Genomic DNA, 24,420 nt, shown 5'->3' with positions numbered 1-24,420 from the left:
CTATGGAGACGACCCTGTCCGATACCTGGACCGAGGCTCAATGGAGCACCCTGAACGCTCTGCCTGTCGATCTGCAGTTGCGCCGGTTCCGTCAGGCGTCGGCACAGTGCCGTCCCCAGGACGTCAAGCTGGGCTTGCGAGCATTCGCCGCGGACCTGTTGTCCCGCAACCTGATCGACATGCCGGAGTACGTGTCGGTGTTGGGTGGCCACGCCTTGAACTGCCTGTCGCCGGGCGCTCCGGGTTCGTTCCGCGACATGGCCAGCGGCGCCGATGCCACCCCTCTGGTACAGGCCTACAGCCGGGCCAAGTACGGCAGCATGCAGGACATCCGCTACTTGGCGTGGCGGTTGATCGAGCACTTGTGCGAGCAACTGGACCAACCCCAATCCCATTGGGCGCGGCTGTTTCGCAGCGCCAAGGCGAGCGGCGACAACGTGGTGATGATGACCACCGGCTGGCGCAATGTGCCGTCCACCGCAAACGTGCTGTACGACCTGGTGGTGGAGGAGATCAACGTCAAGCTGGCGCACATGGGGCTGCCGACGATCATCAACGTCAAGCTCCCGCGGATTGCGCCGCCTTGCGAGAATTACGCCAGCCTGAGTACCGAGGAGCGTGAGCGGGTGAATCTGGTCCAGGACCATGTCATTCCCGCTGCGAATTTCTATCGCTGGAGCGGGGTGCATGTGATTTTTGGCGACGATGTGCTGGTCACCGGTTCGACGGCAGACAAGGTGCTGTACGAGTCCCTGTGCAACGGCGCCAAGTCGTTCCAGGCGATCTACCCGGTGGCCATCGATCCACGGGTCGCCCTGGCGGACGCCACGATTGAAGAGCGGCTCAATCATGTGGTGATCAAGCAGGCATTGGACGGGACCCTGGCCGCACTGCTGTCCGAAGCCGGTTACCAACCGATCCTGCGGACGTTGCGCTTGCTGTTTTGCGCCAGTAATCGGCAGGCCCTCGCTGGGTTCCTGCCCAGGGTGCCCATGGACAATTGGCTGCGCCTGTACAAGTCGGCCCTGGGCAACGAGTTCCTCGCGCAGGACGAGTGCGCGCCGTCCCTGGCGCTGCTCAAGCAGTACCTGGCCGAAGCCGGGTTGCTCAGCCCCAATGGCATGGCGGTGCGCCGATGAACTCCGGTGCCGTGCGCTATGTGAGCTACTGGGAGACGGCCCCGGGACAATCGATGCCGCCCTACGTTGCACTGGGGCTGGTTTCGATCCGGCGGGCACTGGGCGACGCCTTCCTGCTGCTGACCCCCGCCACGGCGGCCAGGCTCATTGACCCACAGATTCTCGGCAAGGCATGGGGCTTCGAGCCCCTGGCCTTCACTTTGGCAGCGGGCATCGAGGCCATCGTCGCCAAGAGCGACCTGATCCGCATGGCCTACGTCCACCAGTACGGCGGTGCCTGGGTCGATGCCGACAGTATCTTCCTGCGTGACCCAACCCCCATCCTGTTTCCGGATGGACTCAGCCCCGGGCTGCACTGGTACAGCGAAAGCCTGTTCGCCTCACAGCCGGGCAATGCGCTGCTGGCCGAGGCCCTGACTGCCGCCTTGGCGGGCGGCACTCATCACTGGGGCAATCCGGGAGGCATCAAGGACATCGTGCAGCGCCGGAGCAAAGAGCTGGTGCCCATTGCCCCCGCCGTGGTCGACCCCGGCTACCACCCGCAGTACAACTTCGCCAGCTGCGAGGTGATGCACCGCCAGGATTTGCCGGTCGCCGACTTCCTGCTGGCCGACGTGGCCCTGCTCAAGCTCTACAACACCTACTTCAAGCGCACCGCCCAGCGTATCGAGACGGTGGCGCAGTTCCTGGCCGGCGGCACGTTACTGGCCAGGTTGTTCCTGCATATCGAGCCCGATTCCGGCTACTGGCTGGAGGAGACCGAGCGGCTGATCCAGAGCTGCGAGCAGTAATGCCGTTACGGGCCTGCGACAGGGCTCACGCCTCGAGCGCAGCCACGGCACTGGCGCGCAGGTGGACGCGACAGCTGGAGACACCGGACAGATCCAGGCGTTGGGCTATCACTTCATGGATGGTCGGCGTCTGCCGGTGGGGAGAACCGTGGGCGATATACAGCCAGGCAGGAATGCGCAGGGGGCGTTGATCGAGCTGCAACTCGATGCGCAGCAGGTCGAACACTTCAGTGGTTCGACCGCTGGGCGTCCAGGCGAGGGGCGCGCTGCGGTGATCGGGCGCACTGATCACCAGCGGGCGTTGCAGCTCCAGGTTGATGGTTCCGGGGTGGCAACTGCCGACTTCCGGAAAATCCCGGCTGAGCAGCGGCAGCTGACGGGCCAGGGTGCCGGTGGCCACCCCCAGGCCGGAAACAATGCGAGCCTGGAGCACGAGTTGCGGGCCGGGATCAAGCGCGTCGGCCAGTAGCCTGTGCAGGCCATCGACCACCTCCTGGATGGCAAACCGGTTCATGTCCTTCCTGCCTGTACGTCGGTACTGCGCTACGTCCTGTTGGCTGTAGACCACCAGGGTGGAAGACGCGGGCGGTGGCAACCACGGATTGTGTTCGGCCCCCATGGCCGGGTAAATGGCAATCAGCCGGGTCCCCAGCCCGACGGCCATGTGCACGATCGCGGTATCGACACTGATCACCACCTGGGCGCGTTGCAGGTACCCTGCAGCGTCTCTGGGCGTGGCCAGGTCCTCGAGGGCATGCACATTGTTCCGGGCCACGGCGGCCGCCAGTTGCGCGGCGTCTGCGCGGGTGGCGGGGCTGCAGAGAATCCCCAGGGACTTGTCGGGGCAGACATCGGCCATGGCGCGCAGCAGTGCCAGCGACTGGGCCTGGGACAGGCTCTTGTCCGCCCGGCTTCCATAGGGGTTGAACAGGATCTGCGGCGCGGCGGGTGGTTGGAAGTGCTTGGGAAGCGGGACGATGTACCGAGACTCGACCGCGCGTGCTCCCAGATCCAGAAGCACGCGCTCCAGGCACTGGGCGTAGCTCAGGCCCAGGGTCGCGGCGCCGAACTTGCGATTGACGCAGCGCAGCTCGTCATCGAAGGAGTAGACCCGCGACGGCCGCAGTAACCGCAGAAAGACGATTTCTGCCGGCTGAATCCGGCCCACCAGATGGACCACTACATCCACCTGGCCCAATTGCCCGGCAATCTTGCACAGCTCCACCAGCCCGGGATTGGCCTGGGTGACTATGACGCGATCCACGCCAAAGTCCTGTACGTGCAAGGGCGCAAGCTCCGGCACCGTCAACACGGTGATCCGGGCATTGAGCTTGCGCGCCTCGCGAAAGAAGAACGAGGAGACGATTGAATCGCCCAGTTTGGCATCCCACCGGGGGACCACTATGTGCAGGCCGGCAGCGGGCGTTACCGATCCAGGCCGGCGATCCGCCAGCGCTCGGAACAGACAGCGGGCGATGGCCTTCTTCATGTCCGGTTACCGGCCTGGAACAGTTGCAGGAAGCCTTGCAGGGTGCTGTCGACGAAGCGCTGGTCCGAGGTGCCGGCAGGAAAGTGCAGGACGCCATGGATCACCAGTGATGCCAGGCCGTGGGTATAGGACCAGCCGGCGAGGGCGGCCCGGCGGACCTCGGGGTGTTCGATGTCCAGTTCGAGGATCTGCGCAATGATCCGTCGCAGTTCGCCAAAGGCCTGGTTGCGGGCATCGAGCAATGTTGGAGGCATCTGGCCGTTGGCGAACTCGGGGCCGAACATCAGCTGGTACAGCGCCGGGTTGGCGCGGGCAAAGCTGAAGTAGGCCAGGCAGGCATCGCGCAATTTCTGCAGGCCGCTCTGGGTACTGTCTCGGGGCAACACCTGGGCCAATTCGTGAAAGCCTTGAGCCGCCAAGTGACCGATGAGCTCCGCGCGATTGGCGTAATGGTGATAGGCCGCGGTGGCACTGACCCCGACTCGCTCGGAAACAGCCCGCAGCGACAGCTTGGTCGGGCCTACTTCCTCGAGCATGTCCCGGGCCGCATCGAGCAGTTGCGGTGCCAGATTGCCCACGTGGTAGGAATCCCGGGAGCGTGAGGAGTGCTTGGTCATGTCTGGGAGGCCCTGAATGGCTTCGACTGGAAGGCAAAAAAACGTCGGAATCTTATCATGATCAATGATCTTGACGGCGCTAAGATTGGCTCGTAGCCTGGGCGCCACAACAACAAGACCACTCAAGGAAGCCCCCCTATGTCAGAACTGAAACTGCAACCCCAGGCCGCCGTATCCTTGCAACGCTGGCACGCCATGGTCGCCGGGCAAGACCTGGGTGACTTGCCCGAACTGCTGGACTCCAAGGTGGTGTTTCGTTCGCCCATGGCCCATACCGCCTACCCGGGGGCCCAGGTCGTGGCGACCATCCTTGGCACGGTGCTCAATGTTTTCGAGGCGTTCGCCTATCACCGTGAACTGGCCAGCGCCGATGGCCTGAACGTGGTGTTGGAGTTCAGCGCGCGAGTCGGCGACAAACAGGTCAAGGGCATCGACATGATCCGCTTTGACGAGAGCGGCAAGATTGTCGAATTCGAGGTCATGGTGCGGCCCATGAGCGGGTTGCAAGCCCTGGGAGAGGAAATGGGCAAGCGTTTGTCCGCCTACCTCGCTGCCAGCAAGGGTGCGCCGCCGGCACCCTGAGAACCCGGGTTATTCGAGGGTTTCACCGGCGTCCAGAGTCAGCCAGGACGCCACCACCCGCCGGTCCAGCTCTTCCCAGTCAGCCATTCCCAGCACCCGAGTGGTGTTCAGACCGCGCAAATAGCCGCGCAGTTGGTAGGCAACCGCCTGCAGCGTCTGCGGTTCTGTGCTGTTGTCACGCAATACACTTTCATACTCGACCAGATAGTCGGCCACCCGCTCGCGAAATTCCGGCAGGACGGCATCACGGATCAGATCAAAAGTTCTCACATGCAAATCCTTTTTTTAGTTGTAGTTCGGCTGTCAGCCAGTCTGCACGGGGCACAACTATTGGTTCAAGCAATAGTGACAATCAAGCAACACAAGTTCTGCCCGGGTCGATAAGCATGGACAATTGCCCCCGACGAAAAACCATGATCGCAAGGGCGGCGCCCGTGACGCCGACCCCTTGCGCACCGAACCCGGCTTTATTTCAGGACTTCACCGATGCGCCTTCCATTGATTCCCGCCATGACCCTGGCCTCCTTGCTGCTGGCCGGCTGCGCAACTGCACCGAACGACCCGACCCTGGTAATGCAGACCCACAAGACCCCGGCCGAATACGCCGAATGTGTGGTCCCCAAACTGCAGAGCCGCGCCCAGACGGCCAGCGTCTCGCAATCACAGCGCGGCTACCGGATCGTGGTCACCAGCAAAGTCGCAGCGGACAACGTGCTGGAGGCTTATAAGGCGCCCAATGGTGGCAAGGTATTCCTCTATGAGCGGCATTTGCTGGCCTCCAGCTTCGCCCCGTCGAGCTTCGAACAGACCGCACAAGACTGTCTGTAATCCGCCCCTGAGGCTCATTGCGTCCTGGCGCGGGCGGTCCGCCGACAGCGTTCGGAACACCAACGCACCTGGTCCCAGCAACGGGCCCAGCGTTTTCGCCAAGTGAAGGGCCGGCCGCACGCGGCGCAGTCCTTTCTTGGCAGTTCGGATTTCTTCATAGGGCTTGCCCTGCATCCAGACGCGCCAGCAGCTCCTCGCCGCGTTGCCAGATGGCTTCCCGGCGTGGCTCGTCCATGCGCTGCAGGTTGCGATAGCTGATGGCCAAGCGTGGATTGCCGCCCAGTTGTGTTTCGTGACGCATCAGGAAGTGCCAGTACAGGGCGTTGAACGGGCAGGCATCGTTGCCGGTGGCCTGGTCCACCCGGTAGCGGCAGCCGCCGCAGTAATCGGACATCCGCTGGATGTAGCGACCGCTGGCGCAGTAGGGCTTGGAGCCCAGGTAGCCGCCGTCGGCGTGCATCACCATGCCCAGGGTATTGGGCAGTTCGACCCAATCAAACGCATCCAGGTAGACCGCCAGGTACCAGTCGCAGATGGCTTTGGGCGCAATCCCGGCCAGCAGCGCGAAGTTGCCGGTGACCATCAGCCGCTGGATATGGTGGGCATAGCCCAGTTCCAGGGTCTGCCCGATGACCTGGGACATGCAGCGCATGTCGGTGGCGCCACTCCAATAGAACTCCGGCAGCGCCCGGGTATTGCCCAAACCGTTGAGTTCGGCGTATTCAGGCATGCGCAGCCAGTAGATCCCCCGCACATATTCGCGCCAGCCGATCAGCTGGCGGATAAACCCTTCCGCCGCATTCAGGGCAACCCGTTTCTCGCGGTACGCGCGCTCGACATCACGGCACAGCAGGCGCACATCCAGCAGCCCGATATTCAGCGCCGCACTGATGCGCGCGTGGAACAGAAAGGGCTCGCCCTCGGCCATGGCGTCCTGGTAATCGCCGAAGGCGGCCAGGGAGAAGTCGAGGAAATGCTGCCAGAGTTCCTGTGCCTGCTCGTGAGTCACCGGATAGTCGAAATGCTCCACGTCGCCGTAGTGATCGCTGAAGCGTTGGCCCACCAGCTGCAGCACCTCGCGGGTGATCCGGTCGTGGCCGAAGCGGGCCTGAAAGGGCCCGCGCAGGCCGCGGGGCAGGGCCTTGCGGTTGTCGGCGTCGAGATTCCAGGTGCCGCCGCAGGGGCGGCCATCGGGTTCCAGCAACAGGCGGCTTTGCTTGCGCATCTCGCGGTAAAAGAACTCCATGCGCAACGACGGGCGAGCGGCGGCCCAGTGGCGGAACTGCTCCCGTGAGCAGAGGAAACGTCGGTCCACATGCCAGGTCATGGGCAGGCCGCAATCGCGCAGCGCCTGTTCGAGCCGCCATTCGCCGCACTCAGTGACATGCACCTGATCCACGCCAAGGGCGGCCTGCCAGCGCCGCAGCTCGCCCGGGAGACTGCCGCTGTTGTCGGGATCGTCCAGCTTCACGTAGATCACCCGCCAGCCTTGCTCGCGCAGGCGCTCGGCGAAGTGGCGCATGGCACTGAAGACCAGCACGATTTTCTGCGGATGATGACGGACATAACGCGCTTCGCTGTCGACCTCGGCCATCAGCAGGGCGTCGCAGGCTGGGTCCAGCGCCTCGAACATTGCCAGGTCGAACGACAACTGGTCGCCGAGCACCAGGCCCAGCCGGCCGGCAGAGGAGACGGCTACCACGGCAGACGCTCGCCATCACAGGCAAACAGCTGGCCGCTTTCGGCCGGCGTCAGGCCATCGCTCAGGACGTTCGTGTTCAGGGAATCGCTCATTGTGTTTCTCACGCAGACAGATGCCACAGCCGGTCTGGCTCCTTGCTCTAACAGTCAAAAATTCATGATTTATATTTGTACATGAAGTCTTGTTTTGTACAGGTTTTTGAGCGATTTCCTGCTGGAAATTCTCCAGGGTGAGGCCGCCGCTGGAGTCGGCTCCGGCTTACTCAACCAGGACGTTGAGAGTGTCGGTGATGGCAGTGAGGGATCTGCAGCTGCTGCCGTTGGCGCCGGATCCCCGAACAGCATCGATTTGAACTAGTGGTTTTGCAGGCACTCAACGGCAGAAGGGACAAGATTTCTTCGTGCAGATGGGTCGCCACCAGGGAAAAACCATGAAATCCGACGACGATTTCCGGCTTGAAGCGTACAAGCTGCTACTTGAGCTGGATGCCGCAACGACGAGCATGATGATGCTGGTTTCCGCACGACAGGCCTGCGGGCCTGAGTGGGCGAACGCAACCCGCAGGCACCAACAGGCTTATGAGGCCTGGACGCTGTTTCTCGAAAGTCGGGCCTCGGAGCCCTGTTTGTAAGGGCCGGAACGGGGCCGCAGCCAATAGCGCTTCTATACGCGGATATAGGGTGTACTATCGAACTCTTCCCACCCACTATCAGCCCATCATGTCCACGCTAAGCGAAGAGAGCCGCCAGATCGTAGCTTCTCTGGCGCGAAGTGTTGGCCCTCAGGCTGACATTGCCAGCATCGCCCAGGCGATTGTCTCGACCTTGCAGGGTATGAGCAGCGCCCTTACGCCGATCATCGGCGAACAGGGGCTTGCTGCTCTTTACTGCCGCAGTCTTCATCTGTGTACCTCGGCGCAACCGCGCCTGGCCGGCCTCTATGACGGGCTCCAGGGTGAGTTGAACCTGGCGGCCCTGAAGTCGGTACTCATTGAGCAAAGCCCGGCCGAGGCGCTGTTTTTCGGTGAAGTGATGCTCACCACCTTCTACGAATTGCTGACCACGCTGATTGGTCCCTCGCTCACTGCACGCTTGCTGAGTGGCGTGTGGGAGCCTTTCTTGAGCGATCCCCCCTCGCAGGAACATACGCCATGAGCAGCAAAGTCACGATCAACCGCTTGGCCACTGGCGTGCCAGGACTGGACGAGGTGCTGGGCGGAGGATTGCCGGAGTTTTCGTTCAACCTGATCGCCGGCCCGCCGGGCTGCGGCAAGACCACCTTGGCTCACCAGATGATGTTTGCCCTGGCGACGCCGGAGCGTCCGGCGCTGTTCTTTACGGTGCTCGGGGAGCCGCCGCTGAAGATGCTCCGGTATCAGCAACAGTTCGATTTTTTCGATAGCGCAGCGATCAACCAGTCGATTCACTACATCAACCTGGCCGACGACACCCAGGCCGGCGACCTCAATGAGGTGCTACGGCGCATCGTCAGCGAGGTCCAGGCTCACTCGCCGGGGTTGGTGTTCGTCGATTCCTTCCGTTCGGTGGTGCTTGCAAGCCAGACCCAGGACAACCCCAACAATAATCTGCCGCTGTTCGTCCAGCAGTTGGGTATGTTGATGACCACGTGGCAGGCGACCACCTTCCTTATCGGTGAATACTTCAATGAAACCGACACCAACCCGGTGTTCACCGTTGCCGACGGCTTGATCTGGTTGCGCCAGAGCGTTCAGCGCAACTCCATGGTGCGCAAGATGGAAATCATGAAGATGCGCGGCCAGCCGACGCTGCCGGGGCTGCACACCTTTCGCATCGCCACCTCGGGAGTCCGGGTCTTTGCACCGGCGGCCACCAGCGTCGTTGAAACGCCACTGGAGTTCCCCATCAAACGCCTGAAGATGGGGGTTGCGCGCCTTGACGACATGCTCGGTGGCGGACTGCCGCAGGGCTATTCGCTGCTGGTTGCCGGGCCGTCGGGCTCGGGCAAGAGCATTCTGGCGGCCACCTTCCTCGCCGAAGGCGCGCGCAACGGTGAAACCGGCGTGATTGCGGTGTTCGAGCAACGGCCCAACCACTCACAAAACCCCACCCTGGCCGCCTTGATCCAGAGTGGCCAGGTTGGCCTGGTGGACAGCCGGGCCGCTGATTTGTCGATCGATGAAATAGTCCATCTACTGCTGACCGAGATCACCCGGATCAAGGCGACCCGGGTGGTGGTGGACTCACTGTCCGGTTTCGAACTGGCCCTGGCGCCGACCTTTCGCGAGGATTTTCGTGAGTCACTGGCTCGGATGGTCACCGCGCTGACCAGCGCCGGTATCACCGTGCTGATGACCTCGGAGTTGGAAGATCGCTATACCGACCTACGCTTCAGCCCCTACGGTACGGCGTTTCTCACCGATGCCATCATCGTCCAGCGCTACATCGAAGTGGAAAGCCGTTTGCAGCGCATCATGGCGGTGGTCAAGGTGCGGGCCAGCGCTCATTCGGATGAGCTGCGCCTGTACCGCATTGATGATGACGGCTTGCAGATCGGCGAAATGCTGCCTGATCAGGAAGGCCTGCTCGGCGGCCGTCCCACCCGCAAATACTTGGACAAAGGTGAGGTGTGAGTAAAAAAAATGGACGAGGTCAATGGCAAGACTGACCAGGCCGCCACGGCGGCACGCGAACTGTTCCTCCTCGGACAGAAGATCGTCCAGGCGCGCGCGGTACTGGCGTCGTTGCAAAATGAATTGGGTGAAGCCAGCACCCGGCTCGTCGATAACCAGTACATCGAGCAGTTGATCGAGGCCAATCAGCAACTGGTGCAGGCAATCCTGCTGGCGCAATCCAACGCGCAGGAAGCCTTGCGTACCCAGCAAGAGCACCCGTTGAACCTGGAGATGCGCGAAGCCAATGAACAGTTGGTGATTGCAGCGCTCAGCGCGCAACACCTGCAGGCCACCGCCGAGCAACTGCTGGAGCAACTGCTGGAGCAACAGCGGCACATCCTTGTGCTGGTGGCCCACGAACTGCGCCATCCGCTCACCCCCATCAGCATGATTGCCGGGCGCCTGGCCCGGGTCCCCAGTGAAGAACTGCCGCGAATGCAGGCATTGATCGAAGGCCAGGTGCAGCATATGTCGCGGCTTGTGGATGATCTGCTGGATGTCTCCCGGGTCAGCACCGGCAAGCTGCATCTGGATCGCCGTGTGGTGGACCTGAGGCAGGTTGTCGATGACGCCATCGAGACCTGTAGACCGGTGATGAATGCACGGCATCTGCACTTCAGTGCCCAGCGACCGGATGACCCGTTGCCGGTCGACGGTGATCCGGTGCGCCTCAAACAGATCCTCGGCAACCTGTTGGGCAACGCTGCCAAATACACCCCGGCAGAGGGGCAGGTGACGCTGACGGTCAGCACTCAGGGCGACGTCGTGCACATGACGGTTTGCGATAACGGTATTGGCATTTCTGCCAAAGCCCTGCCGTTTATCTTCGAACCCTTCATTCAGGACGCCCATGCGATCGGATTCAATGGCGCCGGCCTGGGTATCGGCCTGACGGTGGTGCGCGAACTGGTTGAAGCCCATGACGGAACGGTGACAGGCATGAGCGAAGGCAGTGGCAAAGGCAGTCGCTTCGTGGTGATTCTGCCCCTGGTGAGTGATTTAATTTCCCCCCCCAACCCGTTGTGATGATCCCCTGGGCCATCACCCTCAGGGCTGATCGCCTTGATCCAGAGCCTTGAAACCTCAAGTCGTCAATATATTGGCCTATTTTTGGCCGTGTAACTGAAAAAATAATAAATCGACGCAATATTGACGCAATGGCATTTTTATCCCAGTATCCCGGCCCTGAGCGCTTGATTCTATTGATGTTTTTTTGACGTCAGCGTTTCGAAAGTTCTGCCAAAAAGGCGGTTTAGCCTTTGAAAGAGAGCAAGTACCCAGGGAAATACTGGCCATAGGGGCTGATAGCCATGGCGTATTCAGTGGGTGTGCTAGCTTCAAACGGCGCAGCAGCGATATTTTTCTTCGGGATGATCTATGTCTACTGAACGGATACTGGTGACAGGGGGCGCGGGCTTTATCGGTTCCCACCTGGTCGATGCGCTATTGGCCAAAGGCTATGGGGTCCGGGTTCTGGATGACCTTTCTACCGGAAAGGTCAGCAATTTGCCGATGGACAATGCGGCGCTGGAGCTTGTGGTCGGCGATGTCGCCGAGGCCGCGACCCTGGCGGAAGCCATGCAGGGCTGTGGTGCGGTGGTGCATTTGGCAGCTGTTGCATCGGTCCAGGCTTCGGTCGAAGACCCGGTGCGTACTCACCAGAGCAACTTCATCGGCACACTGCGAGTGTGCGAGGCCATGGTCGCTGCCGGTATCCGCCGAGTCGTGTTTGCGTCCAGTGCGGCGGTTTATGGCAATAACGGGGAGGGCACCCCGATACACGAAGACACGCCCAAGTCTCCCCTTACGCCCTATGCGGCGGACAAGCTCGCCAGCGAGTACTACCTGGATTTCTACCGTCGTCAGCATGGCCTGGAGCCGGTCATCCTGCGCTTTTTCAATATCTTCGGCCCGCGCCAGGACCCATCGTCGCCGTACTCCGGCGTGATCAGCATCTTCAGCGAACGGGCCAAGAGCGCACGCCCCATCACCGTGTTCGGTGACGGCGGTCAAACCCGCGACTTTGTCTATGTCGAGGATCTGGTGAAGATCCTGGTCCAGGGCCTCGAACGCCCGACACCTGCAGTGGATGCCACCAACGTCGGCCTCAGTGGCGTGACTTCGCTCAACGACCTGATTGCCGCGCTGGAACAGATCAGCGGCCAACCACTGAACGTGAGCCATGGGGCGGCCCGTTCCGGCGATATCCGTCATTCGAAGGCTGACAACCGGCGTTTGCTGGAGCGCTTCGACCTGGGGACGCCAACCAGCCTGACCGAAGGCCTGGCCCGGCTCTACCGCAGTCTTTAGCTTCCTGGTCTTGCGGGGGCCCGCTTGAGGGCGCTTGAGAGTTTGATGTTGTGCGGATTGATCTACTTGAAGAGTGAGTTATGGACATGGAGTTTCGCCGGGGGAGTGTCTGCACAGTGGTACGGCGTCTGTTTACTGCATTAGCCTTGTGTGCCACGAATTCGCTGGTGCAGGCCGCACCGGCAGCTCCCGCCAGCGTCGGCTTCTGGTACGCCGAGCAACCGCCGCTGCCGGAGCTGGCGCAGTTCGAATGGGCGGTGGTCGAACCCGGCCATATGGCCCCCGGGGATGTCGCCACTTTGCGCAAGCTGGGCAGCCAGCCGTTCGCCTACCTGTCGGTGGGTGAGTTCGACGGTGACCGCGCTGCACTGGACAAGGAAGCCTTGAGCAAGGGGGCCAGCGCCACCCGCAACAAGGCGTGGAACAGCCAGGTGATGGATATCGCCACACCGGCCTGGCGCGAACACCTGTTCAAGCGTGCCAAGGCGTTGCAGGACCAGGGTTATGCCGGTCTGTTCCTCGACACCCTGGACAGTTTTCAGTTGCTCCCCGAAGCCAATCGCGAACCGCAACGCCAGGCTCTGGCCTCGTTCCTGCGGGAACTGCACAGCCGCCAGCCGAACCTCAAGCTGTTCTTCAACCGGGGGTTCGAGGTGTTGGGCGAGCTCGATGGTGTCGCCTCGGCCGTGGCCGTGGAATCGATCCACGCCGGCTGGGACGCCTCGGCCAAGCGTTATCGCCCGGTTTCCGAGTCCGATCGCAACTGGCTCGAAGGCGAGCTCAAGCCGCTGCGTGCGAAAAACATTCCGTTGGTGGCCATCGACTACTTGCCGCCCAACCGTCGTGAAGAGGCGCGCAAGCTGGTGCGCCAATTGAGTCAGGAAGGCTTTATCCCGGTGGTCACCACCCCGGACCTCAATGCCATCAGCATGAGCACCGTGGAAGTGCAGCCGCGCCGCATCGCCATGCTCTACGACCCGCGTGAGGGCGAACTCTACGATCACGCCGGACACCGGATGCTGGGCGGCCTGCTGGAATACCTGGGTTATCGGGTCGACTACCTGCCGGCCGATGACAGTCTGCCGTCCTACAGCTTCGCCGGCCTCTACGCCGGGGTGGTGCTGTGGATGACCAGCGGCCCGCCCCAGGACAGTCGTGCCTTTAATAGCTGGCTTGGCCAGCGCCTGGACGAACAGGTGCCGCTGGCCATCATGGCCGGGCTGCCGATCGAGGATCGCGCATTACTCAAGCGCCTGGGGTTGAACCTCGCGGCGCCGGGGGGCCGTGGAGCACTGCACGTGCTGAGCCAGGACAAGTCGCTGATCGGTGGCTTCGAAGCACCGGTGGTGGCCCGTACCCGTGAATTGACCCGAGTGACGCTGCTGCCCGATGGGCCGAAACCGGCGCTGTTGCTGGGGGATGACAAGGGCGGCAAGTACGCCCCCGTGGCCATCGGCAGCTGGGGCGGCATGGCCCTGGCACCTTATGTGGTGGAGGCCAACGTCGAGCGCAGCCGCTGGATTCTCGACCCCTTCGCCTTTATCCAGAAGGCCCTGCGTCTGCCGGCGCAACCGCGCCCGGACACCACCACCGAGAACGGCCGGCGGATCGCCACCGTGCATATCGACGGCGATGGCTTTCCCTCCCATGCCGAAGTGCGCGGCACCCCGTATTCCGGGCGCCAGGTGCTGGATGACTACATTCGTCCCAACCCGTACCTGACCTCGGTGTCGATCATCGAAGGGGAAATCGGCCCCAAGGGCATGTCGCCGTTCCTCGCCAGGGAACTGGAGCCGATCGCCCAGGAGATCTTTGCCGACCCCAAGGTCGAGGTGGCCACCCACACTTACAGTCACCCGTTCTACATGCAGCCGGAGAAGGCCAAGAAGGACGAGGATTTCCACGCCGAATACGGTCTGCGCCTGAATATCCCGGGGTACAAGAACCTGGATTACAAGCGCGAGATCCTTGGCTCGCGGGACTACATCAATAGCCGCCTGACCACCGCACAAAAACCGGTGAAGCTGGTCTTCTGGCCGGGGGATGCGCTGCCCAGCGCCGAGACCATCAAGCTGGCCTACGACGCCGGACTGAAAAACGTCAACGGCGGGCAGACCATCCTGACCAAGGCCAATTCGTCGCTGACCGGCCTGTACCCCTTGTTGCGTCCCACCGAAGGCGGCTTGCAGTACTACGCACCGGTGATCAACGAGAACATGTACACCAACCTCTGGAAAGGTCCGTATTACGGCTTTCGCGATGTGATCGACACCTTCGAGCTGACCGACAGCCCACGGCGCCTGCGGGGCATTCACCTGTACTACCACTTCTATTCGGGGACCAAACAGGCGTCGATCAAGGCCATGACCGACATTTACCAGTTCATGCGTGGCCAGCAGCCCATGTCCTTGTGGATGAGCGACTACCTCGATCGGGTCCATGGTCTGTACCAGGCCAGCCTGGCCCGCACCGTCAACGGTGACTGGCAGGTTCGCGGCATGGACGGCTTGCGCACCCTGCGCCTGGACCCGGCGCTGGGCTGGCCGGACCTTGGCCGTTCCCAGGGTGTAGCGGGGGTCCGCGATCTGCCCCAGGGGCGTTATGTGGCCTTGAGCCGCGATCATGCGCTGCTGGCCCTGCGCCCTGAGCGTGATCCACGTCCGGCACTGGAGCTGGCGAACATTCCCCTGCGGGACTGGCGTTATGTGAGCGACCGACAGGTGACGTTCTCTTTTGCCGGTCAATTCAACCTGGAGTTTTCGGTGCGCTCGGCCAGCGCCTGTCGGGTCGAGGTCCAGGGCCAACGTTATGCCGGCAAGTCCGAGCAGGGCCTGTGGCATTTCCAACTTCCCATGAAGCAGGTGAGTGATGCCCAACTCTTCTGCAACTAAGGCCCCACGCGCGCGGCTGCTCAATCCCTGGGCATTGCTGCTGGTGGCGATTGTCGTCGGCGTGCTGCTGTGGGCGACCTATCGCAACGAAGATGCGTTCCGTCCCAAGGGCGGCCAACCGGACGAAGTGTCCGCCAGCTATGCCGAGGTGCTGCTGGCGGCCCACCCGGACAACAACGAGTTGCGCACCCAATTGCTCGACCTGCTGATTCAGCTGGGCGATTACTCGAGAGCGGAAAAGCACCTGGCGCAGTGGCCACAGCCCGATCCCGCGCTGAAGGCCTACTACCGCTTGCAGCTCGATGCCCTGGCATTGAACAACAGCACCGACAGCGCAGCGTTGCAGGCCCTGGCCGAGCGCTTCAAGGCCTTTGACTACAAGACACTGCCCAGCCCGCAGCTCGAGCGCCTGGCGACGCTGGCCCTGAGTGCCCAGGCCCCGGGACTGGCAGCGGATGTCTATACCGAACTGGCGCGCCGCGATCCCAAGCAGCGCGATCAATGGCTGCCCGAGGCGGCGAAGTGGTACCAGGCCAGCGAGCAACCCGGGCGCGCCGCCGATCTCTATGTGCAATTGCTCGACGCCAGCCAGACGCCGGAAGCCCGTCGCCCGCTGCTTGAGCAAGCCTTCAAGACCCTGGTGGCCGCGGATCGCGGCGACGAGGCCGCCGAGCTGCTGGCCCGGGAGTTGGCTGCCCAGCCGGGGGAACTGGACCCGGCACTGCTTGACCAGGGCGTCGATGTGGCGGTAGCGCACAACCGCCCGGACCTGGCCGAACAATTCTTTAGCGCCTGGCGCAAATTGCAGCCCGACAGCCCGGAAATCCTGGCCAAGGAATTCAAGCAGCGCCTGGCCTTCGGCGACCTCGAAGGTGCGCATGCAGTGGGCACGCAACTGCTTGAACTGCACCCGGATGATCCGCTGCTGCTGGAGCAGATGGCCCATCTTGCCGAATGGCAGGGCGACTCGGCCTCGGCGCTGGGCTACTGGATCAGCCTGAGCAAGCTGCGTCACAACCCGGCCGAGTTCGAGCACACCTGGCGCTTGGCGATGCAGACCTACGATTTCGACCGGGGCATTCCGCTATTGGCGGGGATCATGGAGACCCGGGCCCTGAGCAATATCGAGCTCGATGCCCTGGTGTACGCCGAAGAATCCCGGGGCACGCCCGAGCAGGGGGAAAAGTGGCTGCGCCGCTATGTCGCCAAATACCCGAAACACCGTCTGGCCTGGGTCCGCCTGTTGCAGAACCTGGAAAACACCGAGCAGTACCCGGAGCGGCTGGTGGTCTGGAAGCGCTTCTCCGGCCTTTATCCGTTGACCAGCACCGAGCGGGTGGACTGGGCCAACAACCACCTCAAGCTGTTTGACAGCCAGTCGGCCTGGAAGGTGATCACCGCAGTCGACGGCAACAAGATTGACGACCTCAACTACTGGCAGTCCCGTGCCGCCCTGGCCTGGGACCTGGAGTTGGACGATGAACTGCAACTGGCACTGGAGAAGATGCTGGCCATCAAGGGCTCGCTCAATAGCGGTGACGAGAGTGAATTGATCGCTCTCTATCGCGTCCGCGATCCGCGCAAGGCCTTGCAGTTGACCGTCGACAGCTGGCGCCGGGAGCACAATCCGCAGCGCCTGATTGCGGCCCTGCAATTGGCCCAGGAACTTCAGGACTGGCCACTGGTGGTCGACCTGCTCAAGGAAGCCGATCAGTACCCGGATGCCTCCGACCGCTCCCAGGTCCTGGCCGCCCGCGGTGCACTGGCGGTGCAGCAGGGCCACACCGACGAGGCCCTGCGCCTGTATCGCCTGGGCTTGAGCCGCTTCCCGGATGACAACACCTTCCGCGAACGCCTGATGTGGCTGTATGTCGACCTGGGTCGCACCGGCGAGCTCAAGCCGCTGTTGCAGCAATGGCGCTCCCTGGCCCGTGGTGACAGCACCCTGTGGCTGCCGTTTGCCGCGGCCAGTCAGTTGCTCGGGCGCAATACCGAGGCCCTGGCCTGGTACCGCCTCTACCTGCAGGCCAACCCTCAGGACTGGATGGTCCAGGCAGCCTACGCCGATGCCCTGGAAGGCGCAGGTTATGCCGACTCGGCCCAGCGCTTGCGGCTCAAGCTCAATCGCGAAGTGACGCCTGAACAGATCCGCGCCACGCCCCAGGGCTATGCGACCTGGCTGCGCCTGGTGGCCAGCAGCTACTCGTCGCGCAAGGCGCAGAACAAGGCGATGCAATGGCAGGACGGCTCCAAGCCGATGCTGCAGCTGTGGTTCGACCAGATGCTGGCACGCCTGGACGACATCAATCAGTCGGCGCAGAAGGATGAATGGCTGGCCTGGGCTCGCGCCCGCGGCCTGAAAATCAGTCGCTACGAGCAGATCCAGGAAGCCCTGCGCGGCAACAACCGCCAGGCCCTGGAACGACTGGTGGCCAGCGGCGATCTGGACCCGGCGCAGCAGGCCGAGGCCCTGAACAGCTTGGGGCGCAGTGGCGAAGCACTGGCCGTGGACCTGTCGGCGCTGGGCGAGGACCAGCCAGCGGCGCTCCGTGAGCAATTGCGGCGCCAGGCCATCGAGCTGACCGAGCGTACGCCCCAGGGTGTGCAAATCGCCTGGGACCGCCAGGACTACGGCGGACTGGTGTTCAACGGCCCACGCCTCACCGCGGCGCGTTACTTGAACGACAACTGGTACGCCAAGCTGGTACTGGAGCAGGGCCGATACAGTGGCGATGTCCTCGATGAATCGCGCCTGGGCAATGAGACCAACACCGAATTGACCTTGCAGCGGCAACTGGAGAACGGCAACTACAAGCTGATCTTCGACAGCAGCCTGCGCAAGGACGATGACCGCAACGGCCTGGGCGCCAGCCGCACCTGGCAGGTGGCCAGCGGCAACGAACTGGACGTCGGCGCCGACTGGCATCGCAAGAACGAGGACAGCGGATACATGCGCACCTTCGGCCGACAGGATGATGTCTGGGTCGGCGGCCGGCATCGCTATTCGGCCCGTGACCAGTTGTCCTGGAGCCTGGCCCAGCGCTGGTTCTCGACCCGCAGTGGCGACGACCTGGGCAGTGGCCAGGCGTTGAAGATCGAGTTCGACCACACCTTGCAGTTCGAGGGGCCGAACTGGGAATTGCGCAGCGGTATCGACTACCAGCAAAACAGCCTGAACAACCGCTCGCTGCCCAACCTGGCCAATACCCTGGGCGGAGGCATCGACCTGATCGGGGCCGAACTCGACAATCCGAACCAGATCAACAGCCAGACCCTGCTGCAGAAACGCTACGGCCAACTGTTCTTTGGCAGTTCGTGGCGCCGTGGCTTCCCGGGGGCACTGAACCGCACACGTGGGCAGTACACCTGGCTGGTGGACGTCAGCTCCGGCTGGCAGTGGACCGACAACACCATCAACTACGCCATCAGTACCGGTATCGGCACCGAGGTCATAGGGGATGACGAATTGGCAGTGACCTTCGGCTACCAGTCGGCGCCTCAAGGCGGAACTGGCCAGTCCGGCGGCACCGCAGGTGTCAGCTACAGCGTGCGTTTCGGACGCTGATCATGGAATTAAAAGAGGAGTGAACCTTATGCAATCCATTCGTTGCGTGAGTCTGGCGATGGCCGCTTTGCTGATGGCCGGCTGCACGAGCTTTACCGGTCAAGACAGCCCTGAGCTGTCGAAGAGTGCGCGTTGGGGCGTGCTGCCGCTGGTCAACTATTCCCAGACGCCCCAGGCCGGGGAGCGCAGTGAGCAGATTCTGTTGAGTGTGCTGAGCAGCCGCGGCCTTCAACCCCAGGTCTATAGCGGCGCGCCGGGGCAGGGCGAGCAGGCCCTGCTCGACGACAACGAGCGTCTGGCCGGCGCCATGGATTGGGCCCGTGAGCAGAAGCTCGACTATGTGGTATCCGGCAGCGTTGAAGAGTGGCAGTACAAGAATGGCCTGGATGGCGAGCCGGCGGTGGGCATCAGCCTGCGGGTGGTCGAGGCGGGCACCGGCAAAGTGCTCTGGAGCAATAGCGGCGCCCGCGCCGGTTGGTCCCGCGAAAGCCTGGCTGGCGCCGCGCAGAAGGTGCTCGACAAGCTTGTCGGTGGCCTTAGGATCGAGTAACTGTCATGAGCTCTCCACACATGGACTACGCGCTGGCGCCCCGCGCCAGCGGTCCGGCGTCATGGCTGGAAACATTCCTGGTGACGGCTCTAGTCATCGGCGTGGGACTGTGGCTGGCGCCACAGGACCCTTTGCAAGTGCAGGGCGAGTTTCCCTGGTCAGTGCTGGCGCCGTTGTTGCTGGGCGTGCGCTACGGGTTTGTCCGCGGCCTGATCAGCGCCAGCCTGCTGGTGGCGGCATTCTTCATTCTGCGTCAGTCGGGGCTGGCGGGTTACGCGCAGATCGCGCCGTCCTACATTGTCGGCGTGCTGGTCTGCGGCATGCTCGTCGGCGAGGTGCGCGACCTGTGGGAGCGACGACTGTTGCGCTTGCAGATGGCCAACGAGTATCGCCAGTACCGGCTCGACGATTTCACCCGGGCGCACCAGATCCTGCGGGTGTCCCATGATCGCCTGGAGCAGCGCCTGGCCGGCAGCGACCAGAGCCTGCGCAGTTCGTTGCTGGGCCTGCGCGAGCGCCTGCGTGCGGTGCCCAATGGCGATGATTCGCTGACCCTGCTGGCCGAGCCGGTGCTGACCCTGCTGGGCCAGTACGGCTCGTTGCGAGTGGCCGGGCTGTACCGTGTGGAGCAGGCCGGCAGCGCGCCACCGACCCTGACCTTGCTGGCCTCCACCGGGACCATGGGCCCCCTGGACAACAAGGACCTGCTGGTGCGCTTGTGCCTGGAGCGTGAAGAGCTGGTGAGTGTGCGTGAAGAACTGCTCGACAGCGGCGGACAGGCTTCGGTGTCGTCGCTGCAGGCCTGTATTCCCTTGGTGGACACCCAGGGGCGGGTGCTGGCGATCCTCGCGGTGCGGCAGATGCCGTTCTTTGCCTTCCAGGAGCGCACCCTCAGCCTGCTGGCGCTGCTGGCGGGGCATATCGCCGACCTGCTGCACCCTGACTCACAGGTGCTGCAGCTGGAAAACGCCGATGCCCAGCACTTCACCCGCCAGCTCAAGCGTTCGCTGGTGGACGTCGAGCAACACGGCCTGTCCGGATGCCTCTATGCCTTTGAACTGACCCAGCCCAACGATGAACTGGCGCGGCTGTTCGAACGCAGCCAGCGCGGACTGGACCTGCACCTGAGCCTTGTCAACAGTCGCGGGCACGGGCTGTTGCTGGTGCTGTTGCCTCTGACCAGTGCCGAAGGGGCCCAAGGCTACCTGACGCGCCTGGGCAAGCTGGTTCACGAGCACTTCGGCATGAGCGTGGACCTGGCCGGCCTGGGGGTCACGGTGCTGCCTTACGACCTGGAGTCGGCCCGGCAACGCGATGGGCTGCGTAACTTTCTGTACAACGAGTGTGGCCTGAATGATCAGCAAGTGGCTGTTTAGCGGAGCGCTGTTTTTCGAGGTGGGGAGCTGGGCCAGCCTGACGGCGCAGTTGCCCGACCTGCAGACCGCGCTGCTGTATGCAATGTCCCACGGTATCGCCTGCGGCCTGCTGACGGCGGCGGTGTGGCTGCTGTTGCCGGCGCGCTATCGCCGGCCGCTGCCATGGAGCCCGCTGTTCATTTTCAGCCTGGCGTTCTTTGTGCCGCTGCTGGGTTCGGTCGGGGTGATTGCCGCGATCTTTCCGGCGCTGTACCTGCCGCGCAAGCGCGAGACGCAGATGTGGCAGGCGGTTGGCATTCCTGACCTGCCGTTTCGCGCACAGTCCCATCTGCATTCGCCGACCTTCGGCGACAGCGGCTTGCAGGACGTGCTGCGCCACGCTCCGGACCCCGACCAGCGCCTGGCGGCGCTGCTCGCCACCCGCAAGATGCCGGGCAAGGAAGCGGTGCCGATCCTCAAGCTGGCCCTGGGCGATCCCAGCGACGATGTGCGCCTGCTGGCGTATTCGATGCTCGACAAGCAGGAAACCGACATCAACCAGCGCATCCAGACGTCCCTCGAACAGTTGCCCGGTGCCGCGCCCAAGAAGGCCGGCGCCTTGCATGCCACCCTGGCGCGCTGGTACTGGGAACTGGCCTACCTGGGCCTGGCCCAGGGCAGCGTTCAGCAGCACGTGCTGGGGCAAGCCGGCGAGCATGCCGAGCTGGCGCTGGAGGCGGGAGAGGGCGGCGAGTTGCTGTTGCTGGCCGGGCGTATTGCCCTTGAGCGTGGCGACATCGGCAAAGCGCGACTGCATATGCACCAGGCCCAGGAAGCGGGCATGGACCCGGCCAAGGTCTTGCCGTTCCGTGCCGAAATCGCCTTTGAAACCGGAAACTATTCAGAGATTCCCGCGCTGTTGAAAAGCTTGCCGCCGCAGATGCAACAACGTCCGCCCTTTGCCGGGCTGGTAAGGACCTGGACATGAAAACCGCCGTCAACCCAACGCCCATTGCCGATGTCTGCCTGCTGCTCGAGGGCACCTGGCCTTATGTGCGCGGCGGTGTGTCCAGCTGGATTCACCAGATGATCCTCGGACTGCCGCAACTGACCTTTTCCGTACTGTTCATTGGTGGCCAGCGCGAAGCCTACGGTCAGCGCCGCTATGAGATTCCAGTCAACGTGGTGCACATCGAAGAAGTGTATCTGGAGGAGGCCTGGCGCAATCCCAAGCACAAGCGAGTCGCCCACACCGCGTCCCTGGACGAGTTGAGCAACCTGTACCGTTACCTGCACAACCCGGAGAAGCCGGCCGCCGAACTGGGCATTGGCGTGCTCGATTCCCTGGCCCAGGCGCGTATCACCCTGGATGACGTGCTCTACAGTCGCCCCAGTTGGGAGGCACTGACCGAAGGTTACGAACAGCACTGTGCCGATCCGTCCTTCGTCAACTATTTCTGGACCCTGCGCACCATGCAGTCGCCGTTGCTGATGTTGGCCGATGCCGCGCGGCGCATGCCGCGGGCTCGGGTCCTGCACTCGATTTCAACCGGTTATGCCGGGCTGGTGGGCTGCATTCTCAAGCAACTGTGGGGCTGCCAGTTGCTGCTCAGCGAACATGGGATCTACACCAAGGAGCGCAAGATCGACCTGGCTCAGGCCAGCTGGATCGCCGAAAGCAGCAACCAGGCGCTCAACGACAGCATGGACACCGGCTCGGGGTACATCCGCATACTCTGGGTGCGCTTCTTCGAGCGCATCGGTCATCTGGTCTATGAAAGCGCCGACCAGATCATCGCCCTGTACGACGGCAACCGTCAGCGCCAGATCAAGGACGGTGCTCCGGCCGAGCGCACCCAGGTGATTCCCAACGGCATCGACCTGGACGTCTGGACCCAGGCCCTGGAGTCCCGGGCCGATGGCATCGCCCCGGTGGTCGGGCTGATCGGCCGGGTAGTGCCGATCAAGGACGTGAAGACCTTCCTGCGGGCCATGCGCGGGGTTGTCAGTGTCATGCCCGAGGTCGAAGGCTGGATCGTCGGGCCGGAAGAGGAAGACCCCGAATACGTCGCCGAGTGTCGCAGCCTGGTGGCCAGTCTCGGGCTGGAGCAAAAGGTGTTGTTCCTCGGGTTCCAGAAGATCCAGGACATCCTGCCGCAACTGGGCCTGATGGTGCTGACCTCCATCAGCGAGGCCCAGCCCCTGGTGATTCTCGAAGCCTGGGCCGCCGGTACGCCGGTGGTGAGCAGCGACGTGGGCTCCTGCCGTGAGCTGATCGAGGGCGGCGAGGCGGCCGACCGCGATCTGGGGCTGGCCGGGGAGGTGGTGGCAATCGCCGATCCCCAGGCCACGTCCCAGGCGATCATCGACCTGCTGCGCAGCCCCGAACGCTGGAAGTCCGCCCAGGCCGCCGGCTTGTTGCGGGTTCACCGTTACTACAGCGAAACCCTGATGATCGAGCGCTATCGCGCGCTGTATCAAACGGCCATGGGCACCGCACACAAGGAGGCTGTGTAAATGGCCGGCATTGGTTTCGAACTGCGCAAGATTCTCTCGCGCGACTCCTACACGGCGACGCTGCACGCCTACGTCTATGCCGGCCTGATCAGTTCCGGGCCCTGGGTGCTGTCGATTCTCAGCGTGATGCTGGTGGGGGTCATCAGCCTGGGGTTGGTGGTGCCGGAGGTGCTGATCCGCCAGTTCCTGATCACCGTGACCTACCTGATGGCCACGTCGCTGATCCTCACCGGCGGTTTGCAGCTGTTCTTCACCCGTTTTGTCTCCGACCGCCTGTTCGAGCGCAAGTACGAGCAGATCCTGCCGAACCTGGTGGGTGTGCTGCTGCTGGTGACCCTGGGCTCCGGGGTGCTGGGCATTCTCCTGTTGACCAGCTTGTTCGACCAGCCGCTGATCTACCGCCTGCTGACCTTGGCCAACTTCGTGGTGCTGTGCAACTTGTGGCTGGTGATCATCTTCCTCTCGGGGATGAAGGCCTATAACCGCATCCTGCTGGTGATGCTGGTGGGCTATGGACTGATGGTCGGCAGCGCTTTCTTCCTCCGGCACATGGGCATGGAAGGCCTGTTGCTGGCGTTGCTGCTGGGGCACAGCTCACTGTTGTTCCTGTTTCTCTACGACATCCTGCGCGAGTACCGGGCCGAAAAGCTGGTGGCCTTCGACTTCCTCGACCGCCGTCAGGTGTTCCTCAGCCTGCTGTTGACCGGGTTTTGCTACAACCTGGGCATCTGGATCGACAAGTTCATCTTCTGGTTCAACCCGGACACCTCGAGCCAGGTGATCGGGCCGATGCGCGCCTCGATTCTGTACGACTTGCCGATCTTCCTCGCCTACCTGGCGATCATTCCCGGTATGGCGGTGTTTCTGGTCAGGATCGAAACCGACTTCGCCGAGTGGTACGACCGGCTGTTCCGCGCGGTGCGCGATGGCGAGACCCTGCAGCATATCGGCTCGCTGAAAGCCGAGATGACCTTCTCGATCCGCCAGGGCCTGCTGGAAATCTGTAAGGTCCAGGGGCTGACGGTGGTACTGCTGTTTCTCTTCGGCCCGCGCCTGCTGGAGTGGCTGGGAATGTCCAGCTACTACCTGCCGCTGTTCTACATCGACCTGATCGGAGTGAGCATCCAGGTGGTGTTCATGGCGATCCTCAACGTGTTTTTCTACCTCGACAAACGAGCGATCGTGCTGGAGCTGTGCCTGTTCTTCGTCGCTCTCAACGCTGCGTTGACCCTGCTGAGCCTGCACCTGGGGCCGAGTTATTTCGGTTATGGCTTTACCCTGTCGCTGCTGATCTGCGTATTGCTGGGGCTGGCGCGGTTGTCGACGGCGCTGGATGACCTGGAGTACGAGACCTTCATGCTCTCGCGTTGAGGCGTGCACGATCACCCATCCAGGCTCGCGTTCATGACGCCAGCGCAAGCCTGGTACTGG

21 protein-coding genes are annotated in these 24,420 nt (G+C 62.9%); 16 read left to right on the top strand and 5 right to left on the bottom strand.

Annotated elements, in window-relative coordinates; genetic code table 11:
- The first annotated feature begins 2 nt into the window (after positions 1-2).
- Together FW796_RS20025 and FW796_RS20020 are read left to right on the top strand one after the other, a co-directional pair.
- Positions 3-1,139: a hypothetical protein gene (locus FW796_RS20025; protein ID WP_446439872.1), complete on the top strand. Its 1,137-nt coding sequence runs from the start codon at positions 3-5 to the stop codon at positions 1,137-1,139.
- Complete coding sequence (locus FW796_RS20020) at positions 1,136-1,930, top strand: glycosyltransferase (RefSeq protein ID WP_446439871.1); 795 nt, start codon at positions 1,136-1,138, stop codon at positions 1,928-1,930. Before FW796_RS20025 ends, FW796_RS20020 begins: the two co-directional genes overlap by 4 nt.
- Before the next feature lie 25 nt (positions 1,931-1,955).
- On the opposite strand, the gene FW796_RS20015 is transcribed toward FW796_RS20020, so the two are convergent.
- Both FW796_RS20015 and FW796_RS20010 read right to left on the bottom strand, forming a co-directional pair.
- Positions 1,956-3,419, bottom strand: a complete 1,464-nt coding sequence (locus tag FW796_RS20015; RefSeq protein ID WP_446439870.1) for a glycosyltransferase family 9 protein — start codon at positions 3,417-3,419, stop codon at positions 1,956-1,958.
- The gene (locus FW796_RS20010) at positions 3,416-4,036 is read right to left on the bottom strand and encodes a TetR/AcrR family transcriptional regulator (RefSeq protein WP_346632967.1); all 621 of its coding nucleotides are present in this window, start codon (positions 4,034-4,036) and stop codon (positions 3,416-3,418) included. The genes FW796_RS20015 and FW796_RS20010 overlap by 4 nt, the downstream gene beginning before the upstream one ends.
- Positions 4,037-4,174: 138 nt before the next feature.
- Here FW796_RS20010 and FW796_RS20005 point away from each other — a divergent pair, with 138 nt between their 5' ends.
- Complete coding sequence (locus FW796_RS20005; protein WP_346632968.1) at positions 4,175-4,618, top strand: nuclear transport factor 2 family protein; 444 nt, start codon at positions 4,175-4,177, stop codon at positions 4,616-4,618.
- A gap of 9 nt (positions 4,619-4,627) precedes the next feature.
- On the opposite strand, the gene FW796_RS20000 is transcribed toward FW796_RS20005, so the two are convergent.
- Entirely contained in the window at positions 4,628-4,888 is a 261-nt protein-coding gene (locus FW796_RS20000; RefSeq protein ID WP_346632969.1) for a hypothetical protein, read from the bottom strand.
- Positions 4,889-5,104: 216 nt separating this feature from the next.
- Here FW796_RS20000 and FW796_RS19995 point away from each other — a divergent pair, with 216 nt between their 5' ends.
- Positions 5,105-5,446 (top strand): hypothetical protein, encoded by a 342-nt coding sequence (locus FW796_RS19995; protein WP_404936821.1) that lies wholly within the window; start codon positions 5,105-5,107, stop codon positions 5,444-5,446.
- 14 nt (positions 5,447-5,460) lie between these two features.
- Here the strand turns inward: FW796_RS19995 and FW796_RS19990 are convergent, their stop codons facing one another.
- On the bottom strand, positions 5,461-5,604 hold the full coding sequence (locus tag FW796_RS19990; RefSeq protein WP_080774193.1) for a DUF2256 domain-containing protein: 144 nt from the start codon (positions 5,602-5,604) through the stop codon (positions 5,461-5,463).
- Positions 5,601-7,148 carry a cryptochrome/photolyase family protein gene (locus tag FW796_RS19985; protein WP_346632971.1) on the bottom strand — a complete coding sequence of 516 codons (1,548 nt, stop codon included), beginning with the start codon at positions 7,146-7,148 and terminating at the stop codon, positions 5,601-5,603. The genes FW796_RS19990 and FW796_RS19985 overlap by 4 nt, the downstream gene beginning before the upstream one ends.
- A gap of 430 nt (positions 7,149-7,578) precedes the next feature.
- Between FW796_RS19985 and FW796_RS19980 the strand changes: the two genes are divergently transcribed.
- From FW796_RS19980 to pelG, 12 genes are all read left to right on the top strand, one after another.
- Complete coding sequence (locus FW796_RS19980) at positions 7,579-7,779, top strand: hypothetical protein (protein ID WP_232642140.1); 201 nt, start codon at positions 7,579-7,581, stop codon at positions 7,777-7,779.
- 88 nt (positions 7,780-7,867) lie between these two features.
- Complete coding sequence (locus FW796_RS19975) at positions 7,868-8,302, top strand: hypothetical protein (RefSeq protein ID WP_404936822.1); 435 nt, start codon at positions 7,868-7,870, stop codon at positions 8,300-8,302.
- Positions 8,299-9,759, top strand: coding sequence for an ATPase domain-containing protein (locus tag FW796_RS19970; RefSeq protein ID WP_346632973.1), 1,461 nt, complete (start codon positions 8,299-8,301; stop codon positions 9,757-9,759). The genes FW796_RS19975 and FW796_RS19970 overlap by 4 nt, the downstream gene beginning before the upstream one ends.
- 9 nt (positions 9,760-9,768) lie before the next feature.
- Positions 9,769-10,827, top strand: a complete 1,059-nt coding sequence (locus FW796_RS19965) for a sensor histidine kinase (RefSeq protein ID WP_446439869.1) — start codon at positions 9,769-9,771, stop codon at positions 10,825-10,827.
- Positions 10,828-11,178: 351 nt separating this feature from the next.
- The gene (locus tag FW796_RS19960) at positions 11,179-12,111 is read left to right on the top strand and encodes an NAD-dependent epimerase/dehydratase family protein (RefSeq protein ID WP_346632975.1); all 933 of its coding nucleotides are present in this window, start codon (positions 11,179-11,181) and stop codon (positions 12,109-12,111) included.
- An 80-nt stretch (positions 12,112-12,191) separates the two neighbouring features.
- On the top strand, positions 12,192-15,002 hold the full coding sequence (locus FW796_RS19955; protein ID WP_446439868.1) for a bifunctional glycoside hydrolase 114/ polysaccharide deacetylase family protein: 2,811 nt from the start codon (positions 12,192-12,194) through the stop codon (positions 15,000-15,002).
- Entirely contained in the window at positions 14,980-18,567 is a 3,588-nt protein-coding gene (locus tag FW796_RS19950; RefSeq protein ID WP_446439867.1) for a tetratricopeptide repeat protein, read from the top strand. Before FW796_RS19955 ends, FW796_RS19950 begins: the two co-directional genes overlap by 23 nt.
- 28 nt (positions 18,568-18,595) lie before the next feature.
- Positions 18,596-19,117, top strand: coding sequence for a penicillin-binding protein activator LpoB (locus tag FW796_RS19945; protein ID WP_102865063.1), 522 nt, complete (start codon positions 18,596-18,598; stop codon positions 19,115-19,117).
- Positions 19,118-19,122: 5 nt separating this feature from the next.
- The gene (locus tag FW796_RS19940) at positions 19,123-20,493 is read left to right on the top strand and encodes a PelD GGDEF domain-containing protein (RefSeq protein ID WP_346632978.1); all 1,371 of its coding nucleotides are present in this window, start codon (positions 19,123-19,125) and stop codon (positions 20,491-20,493) included.
- Positions 20,471-21,460: a HEAT repeat domain-containing protein gene (locus tag FW796_RS19935; protein WP_346632979.1), complete on the top strand. Its 990-nt coding sequence runs from the start codon at positions 20,471-20,473 to the stop codon at positions 21,458-21,460. The genes FW796_RS19940 and FW796_RS19935 overlap by 23 nt, the downstream gene beginning before the upstream one ends.
- Positions 21,457-22,989, top strand: coding sequence for a GT4 family glycosyltransferase PelF (gene pelF, locus FW796_RS19930; protein WP_346632980.1), 1,533 nt, complete (start codon positions 21,457-21,459; stop codon positions 22,987-22,989). The genes FW796_RS19935 and pelF overlap by 4 nt, the downstream gene beginning before the upstream one ends.
- Positions 22,990-24,360, top strand: a complete 1,371-nt coding sequence (pelG, locus tag FW796_RS19925) for an exopolysaccharide Pel transporter PelG (RefSeq protein ID WP_346632981.1) — start codon at positions 22,990-22,992, stop codon at positions 24,358-24,360.
- Positions 24,361-24,420 lie beyond the last annotated feature (60 nt).

The organism is Pseudomonas sp. 910_21, assembly GCF_052850735.1.
This window is presented reverse-complemented; position numbering and strand designations above follow the sequence as displayed.

What these genes read in the sequence shown, in the direction of transcription:
- FW796_RS20025 (WP_446439872.1), top strand. Translation starts at nt 3, where the DNA reads ATGGAGACGACCCTGTCCGATACCTGGACCGAGGCTCAATGGAGCACC.
- FW796_RS20020 (WP_446439871.1), top strand. Translation starts at nt 1,136, where the DNA reads ATGAACTCCGGTGCCGTGCGCTATGTGAGCTACTGGGAGACGGCCCCG.
- FW796_RS20015 (WP_446439870.1), bottom strand. Translation starts at nt 3,419, where the DNA reads ATGAAGAAGGCCATCGCCCGCTGTCTGTTCCGAGCGCTGGCGGATCGC.
- FW796_RS20010 (WP_346632967.1), bottom strand. Translation starts at nt 4,036, where the DNA reads ATGACCAAGCACTCCTCACGCTCCCGGGATTCCTACCACGTGGGCAAT.
- FW796_RS20005 (WP_346632968.1), top strand. Translation starts at nt 4,175, where the DNA reads ATGTCAGAACTGAAACTGCAACCCCAGGCCGCCGTATCCTTGCAACGC.
- FW796_RS19995 (WP_404936821.1), top strand. Translation starts at nt 5,105, where the DNA reads ATGCGCCTTCCATTGATTCCCGCCATGACCCTGGCCTCCTTGCTGCTG.
- FW796_RS19990 (WP_080774193.1), bottom strand. Translation starts at nt 5,604, where the DNA reads ATGAAGAAATCCGAACTGCCAAGAAAGGACTGCGCCGCGTGCGGCCGG.
- FW796_RS19980 (WP_232642140.1), top strand. Translation starts at nt 7,579, where the DNA reads ATGAAATCCGACGACGATTTCCGGCTTGAAGCGTACAAGCTGCTACTT.
- FW796_RS19975 (WP_404936822.1), top strand. Translation starts at nt 7,868, where the DNA reads ATGTCCACGCTAAGCGAAGAGAGCCGCCAGATCGTAGCTTCTCTGGCG.
- FW796_RS19970 (WP_346632973.1), top strand. Translation starts at nt 8,299, where the DNA reads ATGAGCAGCAAAGTCACGATCAACCGCTTGGCCACTGGCGTGCCAGGA.
- FW796_RS19965 (WP_446439869.1), top strand. Translation starts at nt 9,769, where the DNA reads ATGGACGAGGTCAATGGCAAGACTGACCAGGCCGCCACGGCGGCACGC.
- FW796_RS19960 (WP_346632975.1), top strand. Translation starts at nt 11,179, where the DNA reads ATGTCTACTGAACGGATACTGGTGACAGGGGGCGCGGGCTTTATCGGT.
- FW796_RS19955 (WP_446439868.1), top strand. Translation starts at nt 12,192, where the DNA reads ATGGACATGGAGTTTCGCCGGGGGAGTGTCTGCACAGTGGTACGGCGT.
- FW796_RS19950 (WP_446439867.1), top strand. Translation starts at nt 14,980, where the DNA reads ATGCCCAACTCTTCTGCAACTAAGGCCCCACGCGCGCGGCTGCTCAAT.
- FW796_RS19945 (WP_102865063.1), top strand. Translation starts at nt 18,596, where the DNA reads ATGCAATCCATTCGTTGCGTGAGTCTGGCGATGGCCGCTTTGCTGATG.
- FW796_RS19940 (WP_346632978.1), top strand. Translation starts at nt 19,123, where the DNA reads ATGAGCTCTCCACACATGGACTACGCGCTGGCGCCCCGCGCCAGCGGT.
- FW796_RS19935 (WP_346632979.1), top strand. Translation starts at nt 20,471, where the DNA reads ATGATCAGCAAGTGGCTGTTTAGCGGAGCGCTGTTTTTCGAGGTGGGG.
- pelF (WP_346632980.1), top strand. Translation starts at nt 21,457, where the DNA reads ATGAAAACCGCCGTCAACCCAACGCCCATTGCCGATGTCTGCCTGCTG.
- pelG (WP_346632981.1), top strand. Translation starts at nt 22,990, where the DNA reads ATGGCCGGCATTGGTTTCGAACTGCGCAAGATTCTCTCGCGCGACTCC.